The following is a 22,167-nucleotide window of genomic DNA, read 5'->3' as shown; positions in this document are numbered from 1 at the left end:
ACAATCCGGGAGAAGCATGATGCCGACTGACGCGCTGCTGATGATCATTGTCGTCGTCGCGATCTTCGTGACGTTCGCCGCAGCCCTGGCCTGGGCGGACCGGCAAACCAGCGCAGGCCGGCTCGACCGGGATTCCAAGCGCCAAAGCTCCTGAGGTCATCGTCAGGTCTGTTGGGCCGACAGCCCGATGCTCAGCGGCCGACTCCTGGCTCGGCGGCAGCGCCTCAACGCAACCAGCGGCTTGGGCAGGCTGCAACCCTGCATCGATTCCAGTGCATCGAGCATCCTTCGGATGCGGGCTTCGGGCATTCCTAGGGCATTTGCCTCAAACCATGCCCGTGCTTTCCGGTTGAAAAGCCTGATAACGTTGACTACGCAGGAACTTCAGTGCCTTGAGTCTTAGGAGCCCGCGGCGTGCCTCAGGACAAGACCGGCGACCCCCGACAGTCGGTGGGTAACAAACTATCGGTCCTGCGCAAGCACCCGATCTTCGCGGATCTGGAGCCGGACGCGCTCGATCAGCTCTGCCGCTACGCCAAGCACACCACCGTGAAGCGCGGTGCGACCATCGCCGCCAAGGGCGATCCCGGCAACAATCTGTTCGCAGTGATCTCGGGGACAGTGAAGATTTCCTCTTCGTCGCCCGACGGGCGGAACGCCATTCTCAATCTGATCGGTCCCGGAGAAATCTTTGGCGAGATCGCCGTTCTCGACGGTGCGCCGCGATCGGCGGATGCGACCGCCAACACCAATTGCGAGCTCTACATCATCGACCGCCGGGACTTCCTGCCGTTCGTGAAGAGCCAGCCGGCGCTGGCGATGAAATTCATCGAGCTGCTCTGCGCGCGACTGCGCTGGACCAGCCAGCAGGTCGAGCAGGTGATCCTGCAAAATCTGCCGGGCCGGCTTGCGAGCGCGCTGCTCGGTCTCACCGAGGAGCGCAAGCTCGATTCCGGCAGCGGCACGCTCGCCATCACGCAGCAGGAGATCAGCGAGATGGTGGGCATGACGCGCGAGAGCATCAACAAGCAATTGCGTGCCTGGTCCGGACGCAGCTGGGTCCGGCTCGAGCATGGCGCCATCGTCGTGCTCGACACCGATGCGCTACGCGAGCTCGCCGAGAGCGGCCTCGACGGCGAGTGATGGCCTCGACCTAATTGTCGATGATGGCGACCGCGCGGGTCCAGCCAGCGGATGCCCGTTCAATCTTCACCGGAAAGCATGACACCGTGAAGCCGGTCGAAGGCAGCTTGTCCAGATTGTGCAGCTTCTCGAGATGGCAATAGCCGATGTGCCGTCCCGCCTTGTGGCCCTCCCAGATCAGCCCGGCATCTTTTGTTTCGGCATATTTCTTCGCGGTGTAGATGAACGGCGCATCCCAGCTCCAGCCGTCGGTCCCGGTCAGCCGCACGCCGCGTTCGAGCAGGTACATGGTCGCTTCATAGCCCATGCCGCAGCCGGAATTGACGTAGTCGGCCTGGCCAAATTTGGCGCCGGCGCTGGTGTTGACGACGACGATCTCCAGCGGCGACAGCGTGTGGCCGATGCGCTTCAGCTCCGTCTCGACATCGGCGGCGGTCGCCACATAACCGTCAGGCAGGTGCCGGAAGTCGAGCTTCACGCCGGGCTGAAGACACCATTCCAGCGGCACCTCGTCGATGGTCCATGACCGCTCGCCGCGATTCATGGTCGGATGGAAGTGCCAGGGCGCGTCGAGATGCGTGCCGTTATGGGTGGACAACGAGACCTGTTCGACGGCCCAGCCCTGTCCGTCCGGCAAATCCTGGGCCTTCAAGCCGTCGAAAAATTGCAGCATGCGGGGCAAGCCCTGCTGGTGATCGACATACTGGATGGTCGGGTGATTGCCCGGGGGATCGGCCGTCACGTCGTTTTTGAGCGGCACCGAAATATCGATCAGCTTCCGCGGCATGGGCATGTCCCCGAAATGGTCCGTTCTGCTTTGCAGCATCTTGAGGGGGCTCGCGCTGCGGCGTCAAGTAACGCGCCGGTGTGGACGACTTCGGAGAAACGGTATCATCCGCTGAAGGCCCTTGCGAGCACCGCGCGATCGATCGATGCAACTCCAGCATTGATCGATGCCGGATTTGGCTTGGACAGGGAATGCCGCCCGCCCTAGGGACGACAATGGCGCTTGACTTCGCACCTGAAGTGGAGCGACCCAAGGCGGCCCGCAACTGCCCGACAACGACATAATCACCCCAGGAGGAAAGCCCAGATGAAGACACTGACCGGTATCATCGCAGCCGCTGTGCTGGCGATCTCCGCGCCGCTGGCGACCGCACGCGATTTCCGCTCTGCCGACATCCACCCCGCCGACTACCCGACTGTCGAGGCCGTCAAGTTCATGGGCAAGCAGCTCGCGGCGGCGAGCGGCGGCAAGCTCGGCGTGAAGGTGTTTCCCAATGGCGCCCTGGGCTCCGAGAAGGACACCATCGAGCAGCTCAAGATCGGCGCGCTCGACATGATGCGGATCAACGCATCGCCGCTCAACAATTTCGTGCCCGAGACCATCGCGCTGTGCCTGCCCTTCGTCTTCCGCGACACGCAGCACATGCGCACCGTCCTGGACGGGCCGATCGGCGACGAGATCCTCGCCGCCATGGAGCCCGCAGGCCTGGTCGGTCTTGCCTATTACGACAGCGGCGCGCGGTCCATCTACACGGTCAAGGCGCCGGTCAAGTCGCTCGCCGACCTCAAGGGCCTGAAGATCCGCGTGCAGCAATCCGACCTCTGGGTCGGGATGATCCAGAGCCTCGGCGCCAACCCGACGCCGATGCCCTATGGCGAGGTCTACACCGCGCTCAAGACCGGCCTCGTGGACGCCGCCGAGAACAACTGGCCTTCTTACGAGTCCTCGCGCCATTTCGAGGCGGCCAAGTTCTACAACGTCACCGAGCACTCGCTGGCGCCCGAAGTCCTCGTGATGTCCAAGAAGGTCTGGGACACGCTGAGCAAGGAGGATCAGGCGATGATCCGCAAGGCGGCCAAGGAGTCGGTGCCGGTCATGCGCAAGCTCTGGGACGAGCGTGAGCAGGCCTCCCGCAAGACCGTCGAAGCGGCCGGCGTCCAGGTCGTGACGATCGCCAACAAGCAGGAGTTCGTCGATGCGATGAAGCCGGTCTACGACAAGTTCGCCGGCGACGAGAAGCTGAAGGGCCTCGTCAAGCGCATCCAGGACACGAAGTAAGGCCACGGCATCGGGTCCGGTTCGCCGCGAGGCGACACCGGACCCTCGCGAGCAGACGCGCAAGGAGACGCGGCAAATGACAGACCCACACGTCGCAGGCCACGAGCAGGAGGTCGCCGGACGTCCGTCGACCGGCCTGCTGTCGCGGATCAATGCTCCCGTCGCTCGCCTGGGCATGTATCTGTCGGTGACCGGACTGCTCGTCATTGTCACCATCGTGTTCTACCAGGTGTTCGGGCGTTACGTGCTCAATTCCAGCCCGACCTGGACGGAGAACCTCGCGCTGGTTCTGATCCTCTACGTCACGCTGATCGGCGCCGCCGTCGGCGTGCGCGATGCCGGACACATCGGCATGGACAGTCTGCTGGTCATGCTTCCGGATCACCTGCGGGAGAAGATCGAGATCGTGATCCACGTTCTCGTGGCCGTGTTCGGCATTGCGATGGCCTATAACGGCTGGATCCTCGGTGCGTCGGTCGGAACCGTCAAGATTCCCAATCTCGGCCTGCCCGAGGTGATCCGTTACGTCCCGCTGATCGCCTCCGGCATCCTGATCGTTTCCTTTTCCATCGAGCACATCATTGCTCTCCTGCGCGGCGAAGAGGTCGTCCCCTCATGGAACTGATCATCCTCGGCGCCACGTTCTTCGGCTTCCTGATCCTCGGCGTTCCCGTCGCTTTCGCGATCGGCCTCTCGGCGATCTGCACCATCCTTTACGAAGGCCTGCCGGTCGCCGTCATCTTCCAGCAGATGATGTCGGGGATGAACATCTTCTCGTTCCTGGCCATCCCATTCTTCGTCTTCAGCGGTGAGCTGATGCTGCATGGTGGCGTCGCCGACAAGATCGTCAAGCTCGCCAAGAATCTGGTCGGGCACATCCGCGGCGGGCTCGGCATGTCGAACGTGGTCGCCTGCACGCTGTTCGGCGGCGTCTCCGGCTCGCCCGTGGCCGACGTGTCGGCGATGGGCGCGGTGATGATCCCGATGATGAAAAAGGAAGGGTTCGACACCGACTACGCCGTCAATGTCACCACCCATGCCTCGCTGGTCGGCGCCTTGATGCCGACCAGCCACAACATGATCATCTATGCGCTGGCCGCCGGCGGCAAGGTCTCGATCGGCGCGCTGATCGCCGCCGGTCTCCTGCCGGCGCTCGTGCTGATGATCTGCATGCTGGTCGCCGCCTACGCGGTCGCGGTGAAGCGCGGCTATCCCGCCGGCAAGTTCCCGGGCTGGGCCGAGGTGTTCCGTTCGCTCGCCGCCGCATTGCCTGGCCTTCTGATCGTCGGCATCATTCTGGCTGGCATCCTCTCAGGCGTCTTCACCGCCACCGAATCCGCCGCCGTCGCGGTCACCTACACGATCCTGCTGACCTTCTTCATCTACCGCACCATGACCCTGCAGAACTTCCTGCGGGCCGCGGCCAAGGCGGTGAAGACGACGGGCGTGGTGCTGCTGCTGATCGGCGTCTCCACCATGTTCCAGTACCTGATGGGTCTCTACGAGGTGGCCGATTTCGCCGGCGACCTGATGAGCAAGGTGTCCTCGCAGCCCTGGGTGATCTTCCTGCTCATCAACGTCATCCTGTTCGTGCTCGGCACCTTCATGGACATGGCGGCGACCATCCTGATCTGTACTCCGATCTTCCTGCCGATCGCGATGAAGGCCGGCATGGATCCGGTGCAGTTCGGCATGCTGATGCTGATCAACTGCGCGCTTGGACTGAACACCCCGCCGGTCGGAACGACGCAGTTCGTCGGCTGCGCCATCGGTGGCATTTCGGTCGGCGCGGTGATGCGCACCATCCTGCCGTTCTACGCTGCGCTGATTGCAGCGCTGATGTTCGTCACCTACGTTCCCGCCTTCTCGCTGTGGCTGCCGCGTCTCCTGATGGGATACAAGGGATAGCTGCCGTGCGTGCGCCGGCACTTGGCCGGCGCACCCGCCTTGCGTAGTTTGCGTCACAGCAACAGGGAGAATCTGTCCGTGACCGACTATCGCAAGCTCTTCGATCTCACCGGCAAGACGGCCGTGGTGCTCGGCGCCGCCTCAGGGATCGGCAAATCGTCGGCCGAGGCGCTGGCTGGGCTCGGCGCCCGCGTCGTCTGCGCCGATCGTGCGCTTGACGCGGCGGAAGCGACCGCCGCCGGCATTCGCGACAAGGGCGGCTGGGCCGAGGCTGCCAGCTGCGATGCCGCCAGCGCAGCGGACGTCAACGCGCTGGCGAAAACCGTGATGCAGAAATTCCCGCGGCTTGATATCGCCGTGACGACGCCCGGGCTCAACATCCGCAAGACCATCCTCGACTACACCGAGGAGGATCTCGACCGCGTCCTCAACCTCAACGTCAAGGGGACGGTCTGGTTCTTCCAGGCCTTCGGCCGCATCATGGTCGCGCAGAAGGGCGGCAGCATCATCGCCTGCTCCTCGGTCCGCGCGGTGACCATCGAGCCGGGCCTTGGCATCTACGGCTCGACCAAGGCCGCGATCGGCCTCCTGGTGAAGGGTTTTGCCTCCGAGGTCGGTCATGCCGGCGTACGCGTCAACGCGATCGCACCGAGCATCGCCGAAACCGCGCTGACCGGCCCGTTCAAGCAGCGGCCCGACATCTACAATCTCTATGCCGGCCACACCGTGTTCAACCGCTGGAGCAGCGCGGACGAGGTCGCGACCGCCGTGGCCTATCTCGCTTCGGATGCCGCAAGCTATGTCAGCGGCAGCACACTGTTCGTGGACGGCGGCTGGACCGCGGTCGATGGTCCGCCGACCGGCCTCACCCAGCTGCACAAATAGAGCGGCTGGCCGTCTAGCCGGCAAAGCCCACGCGCTGGCGCAGCTCCTTGTGCTCTACGCCGGTCAACAGCGCAATCAGCACGGCCGCTTCATTCGGATGTGCGGCCCGCGCGGTCACGCCAGCCGTGTACATGGTCACCAGCTCACATCCAGGCGGCAGTGATCCTGACAGCGCGATGCCGTCGGTGGCGATGATCTCGGTGGCCTGCGTGCAGCCGATCGGACGCGCTGCGGTGGACGTCGCAAGCTCCCGCATCGCGGTTGCGCCGTTCGGAAATATCTTGAGGCGCGATGCGACCTCATAGGCGATGCCGAGCTGATCCAGCACTTTTGCAACGTGCTGTCCTGCCGTGGACGCCTTGATATCAGGGACGTAGATCGCGTCCGCCGAACGCAACACCTCGCGCAAATCGGCTTCGGTCTTCGCCGTCACCTTGGGATCACGGTTGCGGACCGCCAACGCGGTCTCGACCCGGCCGACATCCGCGATCGAGGAGGGGACGACAAGCTTCTCCTCGGCAAGTTTTGCGAGGAGGGCCTGCGTCAGGATCACGAGATCGGCTGCCGTGCCCGTACGCAGTTTGTCGGCCATGATGCCGACCGCGCCGAACTCGCCGTCGATACTGAGGCTGGTCTTTGTCTTGAAAGCGTCGCTGAGGCCGCGCACCAGGCCTTGCGCCGCGCCACCGCTCAAAATGGTCAAGGTCGTCACGATGCAAGCTCCATGGCTGCGATGATCCTGTCGCGCGTGATCGGCAGATCGCGGACGCGCACGCCGAGGCAATCGTAGACGGCATTTGCGATCGCCGCCGTCACCGGCCCGTGTGCCGCTTCGCCCGCGCCGACCGGCTCGATCTCCGGCCGCTGGATGATCTCGACGTCGACCGCCGGCACCTCGCTGAAGGTCAGGATCGGATAGTCCGTCCAGGAGGTCGAGGTGATGCGGGTCCGGTCGAAGCGAACGCGCTCCTTCAGCACCCAGCTGGTCGCCTGGATCGCGCCGCCCTCGATCTGGTTGATGACGCCGTCAGGATTGATGGCTTCGCCGACGTCGACCGCGAGCGTCAAGCGTTTGACGCGGATGTCGTCGTCGCCTTCGATCTCGGCAATCGCGGCGCAATAGGCGCCCGTGTTCTTGTAGCGGGCAAAGCCGGCGCCGTGGCCGACGCCCGATCGCTTCTGCGGCTTCCACTGCGCGCGTCGCGCCGCGGCGCGGATGACGTCCTTCGCCCGTTCGTCGCGCAGGTGGCGCAGGCGGAACGCGATCGGGTCCTCGCCGCGCAAGGTCGCGATCTCGTCGAGCAGGGATTCGATGGCGAACACATTGCCTTGCCCGCCAAGCGTCCGCAGCGCCGAGGTGCGCACCGGCATCGTCAATAGCCGGTGGCTCGTGATCGTCCACGCCGGTAAATCATAGAGTGGAACCGAGTTGCGGTCGCCGCCGCCGCCATTGGCTGCCGGCGGATTGGTCGAGATCATGCGCGGGTAGGGATTTGCGATCTCGGTTGCGGCGAGCAACGCCGGCTGCGCCGCGCGTCCCGGTCGCGCCGCGTGGCCGTTGCTCCAGAGCATATGGCGCCAGCCGACGATCTCATTGTCTGTATCGAGATCGGCCTCGATCTCGATGGCCATCGCCGCGCCGAACGGCGCGTGGCTCATCTCGTCGTGGCGCGACCACTGCACCCGCACCGAGCGGCCGCCGGCCGCTTTCGCCAGCAGCACCGCATCGAGCGCGACGTCGTCGGCGGCATTGTGCCCGTAGCAGCCGGCCCCTTCCATGTGCTCGACGACAATGTTCTCGGCGGGCAGCTTGAGCACGATGGCGAGATCGGCGCGCAGCAGGTAAACGCCCTGGCTGTGGGTCCAGACGTGGACACGGTCGCCATCCCACTGCGCCATGGCGCAGGACGGCGCGATCGAGCCATGGGCGATGTAGGGGCGGGTGTATTGCCGCCGAAGCGTGCGCGCGGCTTTCGCTGTCGTTGCCGCCGCTCTGGTATCGATGACGGTCGTCTCGACCGGCTGGCTCTTCAGGAAGCCCGCCAGATCGTCTTCGTCCGGCAGCGCCTCGCCGGCCGACCATGTCGCGCCCTTGCGCAAGGCCGTCAGCGCCGCTTCCGCCGCGGCCTCGGCGTCGGCAACCACGCCGGCAAAGCCGCCGTCGCGGATGATGGCGACGAGGCCGGGGACGGCGCGTGCGGCTGTTTCGTCGAGCGCGATCAGCTTGGCGCCCGAGACGTCCGGACGCAGCACGCGTCCGTGCAGCAAGCCGGGCAATGCCCGGTCATGGATGAAGCGCGGCTGGGCGAACACCTTGTCGGGAAAGTCCACGCGCTGGACGGAATGTCCGGCGACGGCGCGCTTGGTCGCGATCTTCGCTGCCGCGCTTGCGGAGGCGTCGTGGTCGAGCGAGACATCGCCGGCCAGCTCCCAATAGCTGGTCCTGACATTGCCGGGACCCGAGATCGTGCCGTCCTCGATGTCGAGCGAGGACGCATCGACGCCGAGACGCTCAGATGCTGCGGCGAGGAAGCGTTGGCGAACGTCGGCACAGGCGTGGCGCAGCGCGCGGCCGGATTGCTGGATCGACAGGCTGCCCGAGGTGACGCCCTCGTTCGGGCTCGTCGCCGTCGAGGCTCGGATCATGTCGACCCGCGCAAGATCGACATCGAGCTCGTCAGCCGCGATCTGCGCCAGCGCCGTGACGATGCCCTGGCCGATCTCGACCTTGCCGGGCGAGATCGCGACGCGGCCTTCATCGGTGAACCTTACCCAGGACGACAGCTTCGGATTGGCTGTCAGGCTGACCGGCAGCTTTGGGGCAGGGGACGTCATGGCACTGCCATCTCCGAGGCCGCCCGCAACACCGCGCGCACCATGCGGTTATGCGAACCGCATCGGCAGAGGTTGCGATCGAGCGCCTCTCTCACCTCCGCCTCCGTCGGCGATGGATTGCGCTTGAGCAGCGCCGCCGCACTGATCAGAATTCCCGAGACGCAATAGCCGCATTGCATCGCCTGCTCGGAAATGAAGGCGCGCTGTAGCGCGTGCGACTGCTCCACTGTCCCGAGGCCTTCCACCGTGACGACGTCCTTGTCCGCAACCGACCACATCGGCATGTCGCACGAGGTCATCGCGCGGCCGTCGACCATGACGTGACAGGCGCCGCACTCGCCGGCGCCGCAGCCGAAATGCGCCCCGGTGATGCCGAGCCGGCTGCGCAGCACATCGAGCAGCATCTGGTCCGGATCGGCGTCCACGGCGATCGCTGCGCCGTTGAGCCGGAATTGAACGGTAGGCATGAGCAGTACCGCCTCAGGACTTGTCGAATTTCTTGACGACATCGGCCCATTTCTCGATGTCGCCGCGCAGGAATTTGTCGAATTCCAGCGGTGTCATTGACATGGGTACGGCGCCCTGCTCGGTCCAGAGTTTGACGATGTCCGGCCGCTTCACCATTGCGTTGACAGCGGCGTTGAGCTTGTCGATGACAGGCTTTGGCGTGCCGGTCGGCGCCATCAGGCCAAGCCAGATTGTCGCCTCATAGCCCGCGACGCCGGCTTCGCCGGCGGTCGGCACGTTCGGCAGCACGGCGGAGCGCTGCTTGCCGGTGGTCGCGAGCGCGCGGACCTGGTTCTCGCCGATGTTCGGCGCCATCGCCGGCACCGCGTCGATCATCATCTGCACCTGGCCCCCGATCACGCCGCTGCGCGCCTCGCCGCTGTTGCGATAGGGCACGTGGACGACGTCGATGCCGGCCATGGCTTTGAACAGTTCGCCGGCCATGTGATAAGGCGTGCCCTGGCCGGAGGAGGCGTAGTTCAGCTTGCCCGGCTGCGCCTTGGCGAGCGCGATGAACTCGGCAAGCGTCTTCGCCGGGACTTGCGGGTTCACCACGATGACGAGATCGGAATAGTTCACAGGTGCGATCGGCGCGAGATCGCGCATCAGCTCGTATTTGCGCTGCGCGGGTGTCAGCAGCGATTCGTTCGCGGTCTGCGTGTTGGACATCATCAAGAGCGTATAGCCGTCGGCCGGCGACTTCGCCGCTTCGACCGTGCCGATGACGCCGCCCGCGCCGGTGCGGTTCTCGATCACGAACGGCTGGCCAAAGCTCTCCTGGAGCACGTTGCCAATCAGCCGGGCCGCGACGTCGGCCGGGCCACCGGCGCCGAAGGGCACGACGATGCGGACCGCGTGATTGGGATAATCTTGCGCCAATGAGGGGGCTGCGGCGAATGCGCCGAGCAGGCTGGCGGCCAGCGCCAGCATGAATTGTCGGGCCGTCACGCCCACCTCCCTGATGTCGTTCTTGTTGGCGGCCACTGTAGCGGCAGGGCAGGCGGACTGTCGACGCTCACAAAGTCGATCGTCTCAGGGAATATCGGGCGGTTTTCGGTGTGGCCGCGCTCCATTTCGCAGGCGCGATAGGAACCGGGGGCGCGCGCGGTTTGAGCAAATCGCATGGGCAATGCCGGCAAAATGCGCTCGGCGGGCCAGTATTTTGATGTTACGAACTGGGACATGAACCAGCACGCCAAGATCGAAATCCGCCATTCGACCTGCCCGCATGACTGTCCGTCGGCCTGCGCGCTCGACATCGAGGTCGTCGAAGGCCGCAGCATCGGCCGCGTGCGCGGTTCGAAAAAGCAGACCTACACGGCCGGCGTCGTCTGCGCCAAGGTCGCCCGCTATGCCGAGCGCATCCATCATCCCGAAAGGGTGACATTCCCGATGCGCCGCATCGGGCCGAAGGGCTCGGGCCAATTTGCGCGGATCACCTGGGACGAAGCGCTCGACGAGATCGCGGAGCGATTCAATCAGGCCGAGCGCGAGTTCGGCGCGGAATCGATCTGGCCCTATTACTACGCCGGCACGATGGGCATCGTGATGCGCGACGGGCTGAATCGTCTGACGCACGTGAAGAAATATTCGCGCTTCTATCAGACCATCTGCGCCAATGTCGCGCGCATCGGTTACGCGATCGGCAACGGCAAGATCGCCGGCGTCGATCCGCGCGAGATGGCGCTGTCCGATCTCGTGGTGATCTGGGGCACCAATCCCGTCAACACCCAGGTCAACGTGATGACGCACGCCGCGCGTGCCCGCAAGGAGCGCGGCGCCAAGATCGCGGCGGTCGACATCTACGACAACGAGACCATGAAGCAGGCTGACATCAAGATCATCCTGCGGCCCGGCACCGACGGCGCGTTCGCTTGCGGTGTCATGCACGTCCTGTTCCGCGACGGCTATGCCGACCGCGCCTATATGGACAAATACACCGACTGCCCCGCCGAGCTCGAGGCGCATCTGAAGACGCGTACGCCGGAATGGGCGTCGGCGATTTCAGGTGTGCCGGTGGCTGAGATCGAGGCCTTTGCCAAGGCGGTCGGCGAGACCAAGCGGACTTTCATCCGCCTCGGTTACGGCTTCACGCGGTCGCGCAACGGCGCGACGCAGATGCATGCGGCGACCTGCATTCCTGCGGTGACCGGCGCCTGGCAATATGAAGGCGGCGGTGCCTTCTTCAACAATTACGCGCTGTGGCGCTTCAACGAATCCATCATCGAAGGCCACGACGCGATCGACCAGAGCGTCCGCGCGCTCGACCAGTCCAAGATCGGCCGCATCCTCACCGGCGATGCCGAGGCCCTGCGCGGCAAAGGCCCGGTCAAGGCGATGCTGATCCAGAACACCAACCCGATGACGGTGGCGCCGGAGCAGGCGCTGGTAGCCCAGGGCTTTGCGCGCGAGGATCTGTTCGTCGCGGTGCATGAGCAGTTCATGACCGAGACGGCGCAAATGGCCGACATCGTGCTGCCGGCGACCATGTTCATGGAGCACGACGACCTCTATTACGGCGGCGGCCATCAGCACATCTCGGTCGGACCGAAGCTGATCGACCCACCCGGCGAGTGCCGCTCCAACCATGAGGTGTTGCAGGCGCTGGCGCCGCGCCTTGGCGCCAGGCACCGGGGTTTCGAGATGACGCCGCGCGAATTGATCGATGCGACGCTGCAGCTGAGCGGCCACGGCGACATCGCCGGCCTCGAAGCCGACCTCTGGCGCGATCTGCAGCCGGACTTCCGCACCTCGCATTTCCTCGACGGCTTTGCCCATCCCGACAAGAAATTCCACTTCAGGGCGGATTGGGCGCATCCGCCGTTCGGCCAGACCATGGGCGATATCGACAGCATGCCTGATCTGCCGGACCATTGGGCGGTGATTGAGCACGCCGACCAGGCCCATCCGTTCCGGCTTGCGACCAGCCCCTCGCGCAGCTTCCTCAACACCACCTTTAACGAGACGCCGTCCTCGCAGGCGCGCGAGGGCAAAGCGAGCGTGATGATCCATCCGCTGGATGCAGCCTCCCTCGACATCGCCGATGGCGATGCGGTGACGCTCGGCAACAGCCGGGGCGAGACCACGCTGATCGCGACGCTGTTCGACGGCGTGCGGCGCGGCGTGCTGATCGCGGAATCCGTTCATCCCAACAAGAACCATATCGGCGGCCGCGGCATCAACATGCTGACCGGCGCCGAAGCCGTCGCGCCGATCGGCGGCGCCGCGTTCCACGACAATAAGGTCTGGATCAGAAAAGCCGCCGCGGCCTGAACGCGCACCTGCCTCGCCAGCAATTTGTGTCGAGGCGCTAAAGCGGCGCCGCGCTGCAGATTGCCCTTGCACCTGCCGCCCGCCCTACCGCAAATGGCTGCAAAACGGACAGCAAGGAAGCGACGTCATGACCGACAGCATAGCCGTCATCACCGAGAAGCGCGGGCAGGCGTTCTGGATCACCATCAACCGGCCGGACAAGCGCAACGCGCTGAACGGCGAGGTCATCGCCGGCATCAGCAAGGGTTATCGCGACGCCCATGACGACAAGGACGTCCGCGTCATCGTGCTGACGGGTGCGGGCGACAAGGCGTTCTGCGCCGGCGCCGATTTGCAGAATTCCGGCGCCGCTTTCGCGATGGATCATTCGAGGCCGAATGTCGACTATGCCGATCTGCTCCGCCTGTCGCAGAACGCAACCAAGCCTGCGATCGCGCGGGTCGGCGGGGTCTGCATGGCCGGCGGCATGGGCCTGTTGTGCATGACCGACATGGCGGTTGCGGCCGATCACGTCATCTTCGGCCTACCGGAGGTGAAGGTCGGTGTGTTTCCGATGCAGGTGCTGAGCCTGCTGCAGTCCATCGCGCCGCCGCGTCTCGTCAATGAATGGGCGCTCACCGGCGAGCCATTCGATGCCAAGGCCGCGCAAGCCGCGGGCCTTTTGAACCATGTCGTACCGACGGCCGAGCTCGACGCCAAGATCGACTGGCTGATCGGCCGCATCGTCGACAAATCCCCGACCGCGATCCGCCGCGGCAAATACGCCATGCGCGCGATCGCCTCGATGTCGTTCGACGAGAGCATCGCCTACACCGAAAGCCAGATCGCCCTGCTCGCGATGACCGAGGACGCCAAGGAGGGGCTGAAGGCGTTCGGCGAGAAGCGGAAGCCGGTCTGGACGGGAAAGTAGGTTAGGATTTCGTCGCGAGCGGGTATTCTGCGTCCGGCGGCGCGCGCTAATCAGAGGGAGAGTTGGCATTTAATCGAACGAGCAGTGATCTTGTCCGCTCCTGGCGGCGCTTCTTTGTGGCTGTGATCAACTGCTTGCCAGTACGTTTGGCGTAAGTTGGCAGTTGGCGGCTCGATCGATGTCGACCCGCAGCCCGCAACTCCGCATCCGTGAGATCGCTGTCGGCGCCTTCCGTGAATCCACCGTGCCGGAACGACGTAAATGAAAGTTCCTGGCGAAGGCCAGCTTCTGCGATTATCTTCTTTACCACGCTGCGCAGATAACGCAGGTCCTTGCGTGGGGTAATCCATGGAAGCGGAGTTGCTGTCCGGCGATGCGCGTGGTCACGTCGAAAGACTAGGCCCGGGGTAGAAGCCTTCGAGATTTCGTCCAGCTCAGTCATCAGTTCAGGAAATAGAGGGGCTCCAGCTTCGTCGAACAACGGCCACCAGGCTTCCTCTCCATTCTTTGGGTGCACGATCCTGACGCTGTTTGGCCGTTCGCTCGGGCGATAGTGCGAAATGTCGAAGGCGCCGAACACGTGCTGTTCGCGCTGTAACCATTCCCACGCCAGCAGAGCGGCAGTCCCGATCGACCGGTAATCAAGCTTCCTTGCGGCAGCTCGGAAGGCGACAAGTTCATCCCAAGTAGCAGTGGGTGTCGGCCGTATCGGTCGCCCAGGCGCACGAGACCTCAGTCCCATGCGCGAAAATGGATTGCTGGCAGGTACTATCTTTTCTTGGGCACGTTGGCCAACGAACCAGGCGCGCCGGCAGCATGCCATGGCCATGTTGGCATAGCGGCGGCGCTCCCGGACGATCACGTTTCCATCGCTGCTGACTTTTGAAGTAACTAGCAGCTTCCCATAAACTGCGTCCACGAAGGCTTTCGTGAAATCGGACAGTTTCTTTGATCCCGCCCGATTTCCGTCCTTCAACTCATGACCGGCGAAGAGCTCGAGGCTCCTCCTGTACAAGCGTTGTGTGTTGCTGTCGAGTTCTGCCCACTTCTGATGAGCTTGGAAGACTCCGATTAGCCAATCGAACGTGCCCGGTTCGGGAGAAACGGGCATTATGTCACTTAGCCCTTGCGAGCGCCAACTCTCGAATGCGGGCAAGAGGACCTGCTCGACCCGCTCGACGGCATTGGCATAATCGCTCCCTAAAGGTTCAGGCCTCAATTCGCAGCCCTGCCGACGAGCCCAGCTTGGCGGTGCGAAATAATAGGCGACCGTATTGTTCGCCAGCAGCTTTTGCCGACAATATCGAGGAAGCCTCGTTTCAACCGATATCATACCAGACATAAAAGATCCTCCTGTTCCTTTGTGTCCCTTCTTTGAGGTGGTTCTGCGAACTGATCCAATATCGCCTTCGACCAAACCGGCTGTCGTAGCCTTCCTGTTCCGCGACAGCTGACCGGCGGAGGGGCTTCGCCGCGGCGGATTGCGCGCCCCAGTTCAGCTGTGTCTTCAAAGTCTAAGTAGGCAGCCGCCAGGTCTGCCCTCATCATTGCAGGCCAAGTTCCAGCAGGTGGGTAGCGAGCAGGCAGCGGAGTACGCGGCGAGAATGGGCGGTCTGATCTCACTGATGGTGCCCGCAGCTGAACTCGGCGAACCAGGACATTCAATTGGGAAGGTCTGAATTGATCTCTCTAGGAATCGTGATCGGTCAACGAGAGTTGCAGTTGATCACAAAAGGGAGTCTTACAATCGAATATGTTGACCCTCTACTGCGCAGTGCGGTCTGGCGGAGATAGGTTAGATTAGCGCAGTAAAAAGGAGGCTTGGCGTGCGGTTATCGAGGAGGACTATTCTGATCGGAAGGAAATGATTCAGTGTTTCCGTTCCCGGTCGTCGTTGGGGGAGCCGCTAACAGGCAGTCAACTGCTCTAGATGAATCATCAATGTCCCTTCCAACAAATTCACAGCGGAGTTGCACAGAATTCAACGGATCGTTGTCGGGTGTCGGAATTTTCTTGTTCGCTGTACCAGGCTGGATCTGGTCGACGCAGCGCAAATTTGGACATTTGCTCGGCTGGCTTCCCATCGACCACCGGTCATGCCTTGCCGTCTCATTGCGTGCGTTAGCCGTGAACTGACAGCTCTAGCTATACATCGAAGCAACCGAGGATTTCGGAACCGTTTCCGCATGCTTCAGAGCTGAATCTAGGACGCGCAGACGAATGCGCCGGGGGCAATCTGGATCGTGTCGCGCGTGCGGCTCGAACCGCACCGGGCTCTCGTGTTGGGGTGGACGGCCCCCTTCCGCCACACTGCGTGGCAAGATGAGGTCGTCGCTGACCTCGCACGAAGGAGCCTCCCGTGGAAACGATTGTTCGCATCGGTTTGGATACGTCAAAGAGTGTATTTCAGCTGCATGGCGTTGATGGCACCGAGCAGCCGGTTTTGCGGCGTAAATTGAGGCGCGGCCAGGTTTTGGAGTTCTTCAGGCGTTTGCCGCCTTCGCTTGTGGCTCTGGAGGCCTGCGGCGCATCGCACTATTGGGCGCGGGAGCTGCAATCGCTCGGGCATGAGGTGGCGATGATCCCACCGCAATATGTCAAACCGTATGTGCAGCGCGGGAAATCCGACGCTGCGGACGCGGAGGCGATTTGCGAGGCGGCAAGCCGGCCGAAACTGCGCAAAAACTTTGTGCCTATCAAAAGTCCCGAGCAACAGGGTGCACAAATGTTGACGCGTGTGCGCAACCAGTTCATCGGAAGGCGGACCCAACTCGCCAATTCAATCCGCGGCTACGCCGCGGAATTCGGCTTTACCGCGCCCAAGGGGCTTTCGCGGCTTCAACAATTGCTGATCGACATTCAGACCGACGCAACAGTCCCCGAATTGACGAAGGAGCTGGTGGATGCTCTGGCAGCAGAACTGGCGCGCGTCGATGACCAAATCGCCAAGCTCGACAAGAAGCTCATGCAACTCCACCGAAGTAACGAGATGAGCCAACGGCTGGCAGCTATCCCGGGCGTCGGTCCGATCGGTGCGACGCTGCTGTCGATCAAGGTCGTGGATGCACGCGGGTTCAAGTCGGCAAGAAACTTCGCCGCCTGGCTTGGCCTGACACCAAAGAATCACTCGACGGCCGGAAAGAACAGGCTCGGCGTGATTACACGCGCCGGCGACGGCATGTTGCGAACCGTTTTGGTGGCTGGCGCGACGGCTGTGATCGCAGATATGCGCCGACGGGAGACACGCTCCTGGCCATGGCTGAAAGACATCGTCGCACGCAAGCCGCCGAAGCTGGTGGCCATAGCGTTGGCAAACAAACTGGCCCGGATTGCCTGGAAACTGATGGTCAGCGGCGAGCGGTATCGGCCCGCAAGCAACGTCGCGCAGATGCCGACATAGACTTGAACGAATTGCAGAGCTTGGCGCCGGACCGGCAGGTCTGACGCTGGGGGCGGAACTTGCAGGACAGGACGAGGTGGTACGTTCGGCGCAAGCCGGTCAGTGGAATGCTCCGCTCGGTTTACCGGCAGAAAATGCCGCTCTCGTGTTCGGATCTCACTGTCCGCGAAGCCCATCTTGGCCGGTGGTCGCAAGACCCGAAAACAGGCTGGACATATGAGCGCAAGCGATCCGAGCATGGCTGCCAGAGCCAATCCTTGCAAGTCGGGGGCCGTCCACATATGAACCGAGCCGCGCAGCGTCTCGGCCGTACGGCTTCGATCCCTCGCCAGAGCTTTGGTGCTCCTCGCCGGGGGCACTCGGGAAAGGGGCTCGCCTGCGGCGATCGCTATCACTGCCCCGTTCCCGGGTGCCGCTATTGAACCGGTCTCGTCGCTGCACTCGGTCCCGCGTGCCGCCTTCGGCGTCGCTATGCTCACGCTCCTGCGGGTGCCATTTCTCGAAGGCGATGCGCCGTTTGCGCACGCTTGATCAGGCCTGTGGCCTGGCAGAATTCGAAGAGGCCGAGAGTAAGAGTGCAGGCTGGGTTTTTCCGTGACGGGTTACAAGCTGCGAGAGAGGCTCGCGGTGCCCGTCGCGGAGACCCGCGATGTTAAACCCTACTGCTCGCGCGCGCGGCGGCCAGGACCGCGCGAACCTCTATAACGAAATCACCGACAAGATCATCGCCGAGCTTGAGGCCGGACGCGTTCCCTGGGTCCAGCCCTGGAGTACGGCCGCGGCGAAGGCGCCGCTGGCGATGCCGAAAAACGCGTCGACCAACCGGCAATCCTCATCCTCTGGGGAGCCGTGATCGAACGCGAATTTACAGGTCAAAGTTGGCTCACCTTTCGTCAGGCGCTCTCGCTTGGCGGCCACGTTCGCAGGGGAGAGCGCGGCACCACTGTTGTCTACGCGGATCGTTTCGTGCCGTATGACGAAAAGCGACGCGCCGCCGTGACCGACGAAGACGCGCAGGCGATTCCATTCCTCAAACGATTTACCGTTTTCAATACCGATCAGTGCGAGGAACTGCCCGATGACATTGCCATCGCTGCGCCCCCACCGCCGGCTGGGCTTATCGAACCCACGGTCGACGCCCTGATCAAGGCCAGCGGAATTCCATTTCGGATTGGTGGGGATCGCGCATTCTATGCAACAACCGAAGACTATGTTCAAGTCCCGCCGCCGCAGGCCTATTTCGAGCCCATCAACTGGCACCGCACCGCGTTGCATGAACTCGGTCATGCGACTGGGCATCCCTCGCGCCTCAACCGCGACCAGAACGGATCCTACGGTACGAAGAAATATGCCTTTGAAGAGCTGGTTGCCGAGTTGAGTTCCGCGTTCAGCTGCGCGTCGCTCGGGATCGTGCCGACCGTGCGCCATGCCGGCTATATCGGCTCCTGGCTTCAGGTCCTGCGCGAAGACAATCGGGCCATCGTGCGTGCCGCCTCACAGGCGAGCAAGGCTGCGGACTATTTGCTCGGCTTCGTTCCCGGGTCCATTGAGCCCGCGTCGCTGAGGTCGGTTGTCGCCGATCACGAGGTGGCGTGATGCTTGGCCTCGTGTAGCCGCGCGAGAGTGAGAGGAGGGGAGGCTGTTCGCGACGGGTTGGAAGCCGAGAGAGAGTCTCACGGCCGCCCGTCGTGGAGAGCCAAAATGACGAAAGAAAGATCACGCTGTCGCCTTCCTGGAACAAGGGTGCTCGACACCTATCCAGTCGCGCGCGTCAGTGAGCGGGAAGTCGCGTGATGTTCCCCGACACCGCCGAACTGGCACGTCGTCTCGCGCGCGAGGCCGAGGCAGTGTGCCGATACTATCTCTCCAATGGCAAACGGGCGGGGCGGTACTGGGTGGTCGGCGATGTCCACAACACGCCGGGCCGCTCGATGTTCGTGCGGCTCCAGGAATCGCCGAAGGGCGCAGCCGGCAAATGGACTGACGCTGCGACCGGCGAGCATGGCGACCTCCTCGACATCATCCGCGAATGCCGGGGTTTGCGCGACTTCGGCGAGGTCACCGAGGAAGCGAGGCGGTTTCTGAAGCTGCCTCGTCCTGAGCCGCAGCTGGCCTCGAAACCCGTTCGTTCGGTGGCGCCGGCCGGATCACAGGAAGCCGCCCGCCGGCTCTTTGCGATATCCAGCCGGATCGAGGGGACGGTGGTCGAAACGTATATGCAGCGTCGTGGAATAGCCCTTGTCAACCATGGTGGCAGCCTCCGCTTCCATCCTCGTTGCTACTATCGATCGGACGAGCATTCGCCGACCGAAACCTGGCCGGCGATGATAGCCTGCGTCACGGACCTCGCGGGGCGGATCACCGGCGCGCACCGAACCTGGCTCGATCCAGACGGCTTTGATCGCATTCGTCTCGGCAAGGCTCCAGTCGACACGCCACGACGGGCCATGGGCGACCTGCTCGGCAACGCCGTTCGCTTCGGCGTGGTGGACGACGTGCTCGCCGCCGGCGAGGGAATCGAGACCATGCTTTCATTGCGCTGCGTGCTGCCGACTCTGCCTATGGCCGCGGCGCTCTCGGCCAATCACCTTTCAGCCATGTTGCTGCCGTCTGGCCTGCGTCGGCTCTATATCGCCCGCGACGCAGATGCCGCCGGAGATGCCGTTCAGGCGACGCTCACCCAGCGTGCGCAAGAAGCCGGCATTGAAGCGATTGCGTTGTCGCCCCGGCTGGGCGATTTCAACGAAGACCTGCACATCTTCGGTATCGAGCTCCTCCGAGCAGAGTTGCGGCTTCAACTCGTACCAGAGGACGTCGTCCGCTTCCTGCATTCGTCGACATTAGCCGCAGAATAGGCCGGTGCTTCGATCGACGTTGATAGGTCGGTCATAACGAGGCCATTGCCGAAGGGCACGCGACCTCGGCCTTCTAGAGGGCGATCGGACGGCAATCGGACCCGGCCGGCAATGGCTACGTCCGGCTATTTTCCGCCGCGCGCCGGCGATGAGCAGACACGACAGCCATCAAACCGGCGCGCTTTGCATCGCGAGGCAAAATAGCCGACCTCCGCCATCCTCCGCTGCCGCTTCGGCCCTTGCGGGTTCTGGCCCGCTCCGCCCGCCGTCTGAGTGATCGCCACGAAGGCCGCGATGGGCGCGGCCGATCCGGCAAAGGGTCCCTCCAATGACCGACCACGACGACGTTGAATCGCCGCATGCCACTTCTCCAACTGACCACGTCCTCACCCGACTTCAGCTCTTCGGCTACCGTCCCTTCGACGACGAGCCCGACCCACGACCGCTTCCCGAGGGCAAGATGATCGCTGGCGCCGTCGCCGATGTGTTCGACGCCCTGGTCGCGACATTGAGCGACACGCGGCTCGAGCCGGACCTGGGCGAACTACTCTGGTCGACCGTCAACCTGTTCCATCGTGCCGTCGACCGCATCGAGCGCCGTCTCGATGACAACGAGCAGGCGCAGCAGAAGAGCCAGCGCGAGCAGAATGGCTCTGAGGTACGATCAGTCGAACTCGAGCGCTTGACGGCCGAAGGCATAACTTTGATCGAGCGCCGCAACTGCCTGGAGCTCTTCCGCGACCAGGCTATTGAGCGCTTTGAGGCACACACAGGCTCATCTTGGCGCCCTCGATCGGGATCGCTGGTGACCCATCGCAAGTTGACCGCAGCAATGATCGACTCCCGCGACTTCATCGCGGCGAAGCGTCGTGCCGAGACTGAGCTCATGCTGCCGGCAGGACCGAAGATCGCCCTCACCGGTGGGCTGGACTTCAATGACCACCACCTCATCTGGGACCGCCTCGACAAGGTCCACGCCAAGCATCCCGACATGGTCCTGCTCCATGGCGGCTCACCGAAAGGGGCCGAGCTTATCGCCTCCAAATGGGCGACCAATCGCAGGGTGCCTCAGATCGCCTTCAAGCCCGACTGGACGAGGCACACCAAAGCGGCACCCTTCAAGCGCAACGACGCCATGCTCGAGTTCCTGCCGATTGGCGTCATGCACTTCCCGGGCACGGGGATCCAGGACAACCTCGCCGACAAGGCGAAGCGGCTCGGCATCCCCGTCTGGAGGTTCGGCGGCGCGTGAGCGCTGCCTTCTCGCCTCCAGGCGTGAACGCGTAGTTGCATGCGCCGCAACTCTGCCTCGTTTTCGATCTTATGTCCAGGTCGCGCCGTGGTGGTGGTGGAAGGCGCGACTCTCAGATCTATGCACATGGAGCCACCACCATGCTCGCCATTGGGCTTATTCTCAAAACACTCGGCATCGGTTTGTTCTGCTGGGCGATCTTTGCGCTTGCTGTGTATGCCTTGCCGTTTTTCGTCGCACTGAGTATCGGGCTGACGGCGTTGCAGAACGGCGCCGGCGTCGTCGGCGCGCTGCTTATCGCAACGGCGGGCGGTGCGCTGACGCTCGTCCTCGGCCAGATCGCGGTTGCCGTTGGTCGGTCCCTGGACTTGCGCATCGCAATCGCGACAGCATTCGCTATTCCCGCCGCCGTCGCCGGCTATCATGTGGCGTTCGCTCTGTCCCAGATCGGTATGCCCTCGCTGGCTTGGCGAGAGATCCTAGCTTGCCTTGGCGCGGTCTGTATTGGGGGCACAACGTGGACACGCTTGACTGCTTTTGCAGAGCCGCGCTCGCTCGAACTGGCTGGGCTCGCGGCGAATCCATCGCACCCAGTTCTTCCAGCCGCTACGCGCGAGGGATGACCTTTCATCGCCTTCTTCGTCGAGCAGGCTCGCATAGATCGAAGCATTGAACGAGGGATGATCGGGACCTGAGCGCGGGAGGAGCAGTCCCCCTCGGACGGCCTCGCAAGTTGCCCGCGTTTCGGCCGGCCCACTAAGCCGCGGCGGAGCGGTGATGTCTCGATCGTTTCTTCGGAGGCGATACCGCCCATTGCAGCAGATTGTTTCTCTTTCTGCGCCGAATCATTCTCACCTCTTGTTCAGCACAACCGAGATACGCGACGACTTCTCCGAGATTGCGGTTCAGCACGCGACGCACGTGGCCTCGTTGATGGCTTGATCTGGCCGAAGACCGGCTTCGCCTCGATCGTCTGAGCCGCAACACCGTTGTTGCGACTTTCTTCCCCTGGGCTTCGCCCATTCCTCGCGAGACAAGAAAGTCGCCACAACGGTGTCCTCCGCTGCGCTCCGGCCCGCGAGCGGGTGCGTCGCCGATCGTCTTCGGCCTGCAGATCGCCATCGAGGCCGCGGT

18 protein-coding genes and 1 pseudogene are annotated in these 22,167 nt (G+C 63.4%); 13 read left to right on the top strand and 6 right to left on the bottom strand.

Translation table 11 applies throughout. The features are described 5' to 3' along the window. The first annotated feature begins 19 nt into the window (after positions 1-19). Positions 20-154 (top strand): hypothetical protein, encoded by a 135-nt coding sequence (locus WN72_RS47545; RefSeq protein WP_265440920.1) that lies wholly within the window; start codon positions 20-22, stop codon positions 152-154. A gap of 260 nt (positions 155-414) precedes the next feature. Then, complete coding sequence (locus WN72_RS33240) at positions 415-1,143, top strand: Crp/Fnr family transcriptional regulator (RefSeq protein WP_027562510.1); 729 nt, start codon at positions 415-417, stop codon at positions 1,141-1,143. Positions 1,144-1,153: 10 nt separating this feature from the next. On the opposite strand, the gene WN72_RS33235 is transcribed toward WN72_RS33240, so the two are convergent. Then, positions 1,154-1,930 carry a cyclase family protein gene (locus WN72_RS33235; RefSeq protein WP_092215892.1) on the bottom strand — a complete coding sequence of 259 codons (777 nt, stop codon included), beginning with the start codon at positions 1,928-1,930 and terminating at the stop codon, positions 1,154-1,156. Between the two features lie 306 nt (positions 1,931-2,236). On the opposite strand from WN72_RS33235, the gene WN72_RS33230 reads away from it, so the two are divergent. From WN72_RS33230 to WN72_RS33215, 4 genes are all read left to right on the top strand, one after another. Next, positions 2,237-3,208, top strand: a complete 972-nt coding sequence (locus tag WN72_RS33230; RefSeq protein WP_027562512.1) for a TRAP transporter substrate-binding protein — start codon at positions 2,237-2,239, stop codon at positions 3,206-3,208. A gap of 76 nt (positions 3,209-3,284) precedes the next feature. Further along, complete coding sequence (locus WN72_RS33225) at positions 3,285-3,833, top strand: TRAP transporter small permease (protein WP_092215890.1); 549 nt, start codon at positions 3,285-3,287, stop codon at positions 3,831-3,833. After that, on the top strand, positions 3,824-5,116 hold the full coding sequence (locus WN72_RS33220; protein ID WP_092215888.1) for a TRAP transporter large permease: 1,293 nt from the start codon (positions 3,824-3,826) through the stop codon (positions 5,114-5,116). Before WN72_RS33225 ends, WN72_RS33220 begins: the two co-directional genes overlap by 10 nt. 78 nt (positions 5,117-5,194) lie before the next feature. After that, positions 5,195-6,001, top strand: a complete 807-nt coding sequence (locus WN72_RS33215) for an SDR family NAD(P)-dependent oxidoreductase (RefSeq protein ID WP_092215886.1) — start codon at positions 5,195-5,197, stop codon at positions 5,999-6,001. Positions 6,002-6,014: 13 nt separating this feature from the next. On the opposite strand, the gene WN72_RS33210 is transcribed toward WN72_RS33215, so the two are convergent. The 4 genes from WN72_RS33210 to WN72_RS33195 are packed head-to-tail and all read right to left on the bottom strand — an operon-like array spanning position 6,015 to position 10,273. Beyond that, a complete protein-coding gene (locus tag WN72_RS33210) occupies positions 6,015-6,713 on the bottom strand; it encodes a molybdate ABC transporter substrate-binding protein (protein WP_092215884.1) in 699 nt (232 codons plus the stop codon). Continuing rightward, positions 6,710-8,836: a xanthine dehydrogenase family protein molybdopterin-binding subunit gene (locus WN72_RS33205; protein ID WP_092215882.1), complete on the bottom strand. Its 2,127-nt coding sequence runs from the start codon at positions 8,834-8,836 to the stop codon at positions 6,710-6,712. Before WN72_RS33205 ends, WN72_RS33210 begins: the two co-directional genes overlap by 4 nt. Then, positions 8,833-9,303 (bottom strand): (2Fe-2S)-binding protein, encoded by a 471-nt coding sequence (locus WN72_RS33200; RefSeq protein WP_092215880.1) that lies wholly within the window; start codon positions 9,301-9,303, stop codon positions 8,833-8,835. The genes WN72_RS33205 and WN72_RS33200 overlap by 4 nt, the downstream gene beginning before the upstream one ends. A 13-nt stretch (positions 9,304-9,316) precedes the next feature. Beyond that, positions 9,317-10,273: a tripartite tricarboxylate transporter substrate binding protein gene (locus tag WN72_RS33195; RefSeq protein ID WP_194483053.1), complete on the bottom strand. Its 957-nt coding sequence runs from the start codon at positions 10,271-10,273 to the stop codon at positions 9,317-9,319. A 252-nt stretch (positions 10,274-10,525) separates the two neighbouring features. Between WN72_RS33195 and WN72_RS33190 the strand changes: the two genes are divergently transcribed. After that, positions 10,526-12,616, top strand: coding sequence for a molybdopterin oxidoreductase family protein (locus tag WN72_RS33190; protein WP_092216147.1), 2,091 nt, complete (start codon positions 10,526-10,528; stop codon positions 12,614-12,616). 127 nt (positions 12,617-12,743) lie between these two features. After that, positions 12,744-13,526 carry an enoyl-CoA hydratase/isomerase family protein gene (locus WN72_RS33185; protein WP_027562521.1) on the top strand — a complete coding sequence of 261 codons (783 nt, stop codon included), beginning with the start codon at positions 12,744-12,746 and terminating at the stop codon, positions 13,524-13,526. A gap of 46 nt (positions 13,527-13,572) precedes the next feature. Here the strand turns inward: WN72_RS33185 and WN72_RS33180 are convergent, their stop codons facing one another. Further along, positions 13,573-14,868, bottom strand: coding sequence for a hypothetical protein (locus tag WN72_RS33180; protein ID WP_143130591.1), 1,296 nt, complete (start codon positions 14,866-14,868; stop codon positions 13,573-13,575). A 1,017-nt stretch (positions 14,869-15,885) separates the two neighbouring features. Here WN72_RS33180 and WN72_RS33175 point away from each other — a divergent pair. The 5 genes and pseudogenes from WN72_RS33175 (at position 15,886) to WN72_RS33155 (ending at position 21,656) form a co-directional block, all read left to right on the top strand. Then, entirely contained in the window at positions 15,886-16,926 is a 1,041-nt protein-coding gene (locus tag WN72_RS33175) for an IS110 family RNA-guided transposase (protein ID WP_092215878.1), read from the top strand. A 649-nt stretch (positions 16,927-17,575) separates the two neighbouring features. Then, positions 17,576-18,522, top strand: a pseudogene (locus tag WN72_RS33170) (ArdC family protein). Between the two features lie 197 nt (positions 18,523-18,719). Next, positions 18,720-19,781, top strand: coding sequence for a DUF7146 domain-containing protein (locus tag WN72_RS33165; protein WP_092215874.1), 1,062 nt, complete (start codon positions 18,720-18,722; stop codon positions 19,779-19,781). Positions 19,782-20,109: 328 nt separating this feature from the next. Beyond that, on the top strand, positions 20,110-21,033 hold the full coding sequence (locus WN72_RS33160; protein ID WP_092215869.1) for a DUF2493 domain-containing protein: 924 nt from the start codon (positions 20,110-20,112) through the stop codon (positions 21,031-21,033). Between the two features lie 140 nt (positions 21,034-21,173). After that, positions 21,174-21,656, top strand: coding sequence for a hypothetical protein (locus WN72_RS33155; RefSeq protein ID WP_092215867.1), 483 nt, complete (start codon positions 21,174-21,176; stop codon positions 21,654-21,656). Positions 21,657-22,167 lie beyond the last annotated feature (511 nt).

The sequence above is a fragment of the Bradyrhizobium arachidis genome, from assembly GCF_015291705.1.
Taxonomy (GTDB): domain Bacteria; phylum Pseudomonadota; class Alphaproteobacteria; order Rhizobiales; family Xanthobacteraceae; genus Bradyrhizobium; species Bradyrhizobium arachidis.
The sequence above is the reverse complement of the archived record's forward strand: the minus strand, read 5'-3'. Positions and strand labels throughout refer to the sequence as shown.

What these genes read in the sequence shown, in the direction of transcription:
- WN72_RS47545 (WP_265440920.1), top strand. Translation starts at nt 20, where the DNA reads ATGCCGACTGACGCGCTGCTGATGATCATTGTCGTCGTCGCGATCTTC.
- WN72_RS33235 (WP_092215892.1), bottom strand. Translation starts at nt 1,930, where the DNA reads ATGCCGCGGAAGCTGATCGATATTTCGGTGCCGCTCAAAAACGACGTG.
- WN72_RS33230 (WP_027562512.1), top strand. Translation starts at nt 2,237, where the DNA reads ATGAAGACACTGACCGGTATCATCGCAGCCGCTGTGCTGGCGATCTCC.
- WN72_RS33225 (WP_092215890.1), top strand. Translation starts at nt 3,285, where the DNA reads ATGACAGACCCACACGTCGCAGGCCACGAGCAGGAGGTCGCCGGACGT.
- WN72_RS33220 (WP_092215888.1), top strand. Translation starts at nt 3,824, where the DNA reads ATGGAACTGATCATCCTCGGCGCCACGTTCTTCGGCTTCCTGATCCTC.
- WN72_RS33205 (WP_092215882.1), bottom strand. Translation starts at nt 8,836, where the DNA reads ATGACGTCCCCTGCCCCAAAGCTGCCGGTCAGCCTGACAGCCAATCCG.
- WN72_RS33200 (WP_092215880.1), bottom strand. Translation starts at nt 9,303, where the DNA reads ATGCCTACCGTTCAATTCCGGCTCAACGGCGCAGCGATCGCCGTGGAC.
- WN72_RS33195 (WP_194483053.1), bottom strand. Translation starts at nt 10,273, where the DNA reads ATGCTGGCGCTGGCCGCCAGCCTGCTCGGCGCATTCGCCGCAGCCCCC.
- WN72_RS33190 (WP_092216147.1), top strand. Translation starts at nt 10,526, where the DNA reads ATGAACCAGCACGCCAAGATCGAAATCCGCCATTCGACCTGCCCGCAT.
- WN72_RS33185 (WP_027562521.1), top strand. Translation starts at nt 12,744, where the DNA reads ATGACCGACAGCATAGCCGTCATCACCGAGAAGCGCGGGCAGGCGTTC.
- WN72_RS33180 (WP_143130591.1), bottom strand. Translation starts at nt 14,868, where the DNA reads ATGTCTGGTATGATATCGGTTGAAACGAGGCTTCCTCGATATTGTCGG.
- WN72_RS33165 (WP_092215874.1), top strand. Translation starts at nt 18,720, where the DNA reads ATGTTCCCCGACACCGCCGAACTGGCACGTCGTCTCGCGCGCGAGGCC.
- WN72_RS33160 (WP_092215869.1), top strand. Translation starts at nt 20,110, where the DNA reads ATGACCGACCACGACGACGTTGAATCGCCGCATGCCACTTCTCCAACT.
- WN72_RS33155 (WP_092215867.1), top strand. Translation starts at nt 21,174, where the DNA reads ATGCTCGCCATTGGGCTTATTCTCAAAACACTCGGCATCGGTTTGTTC.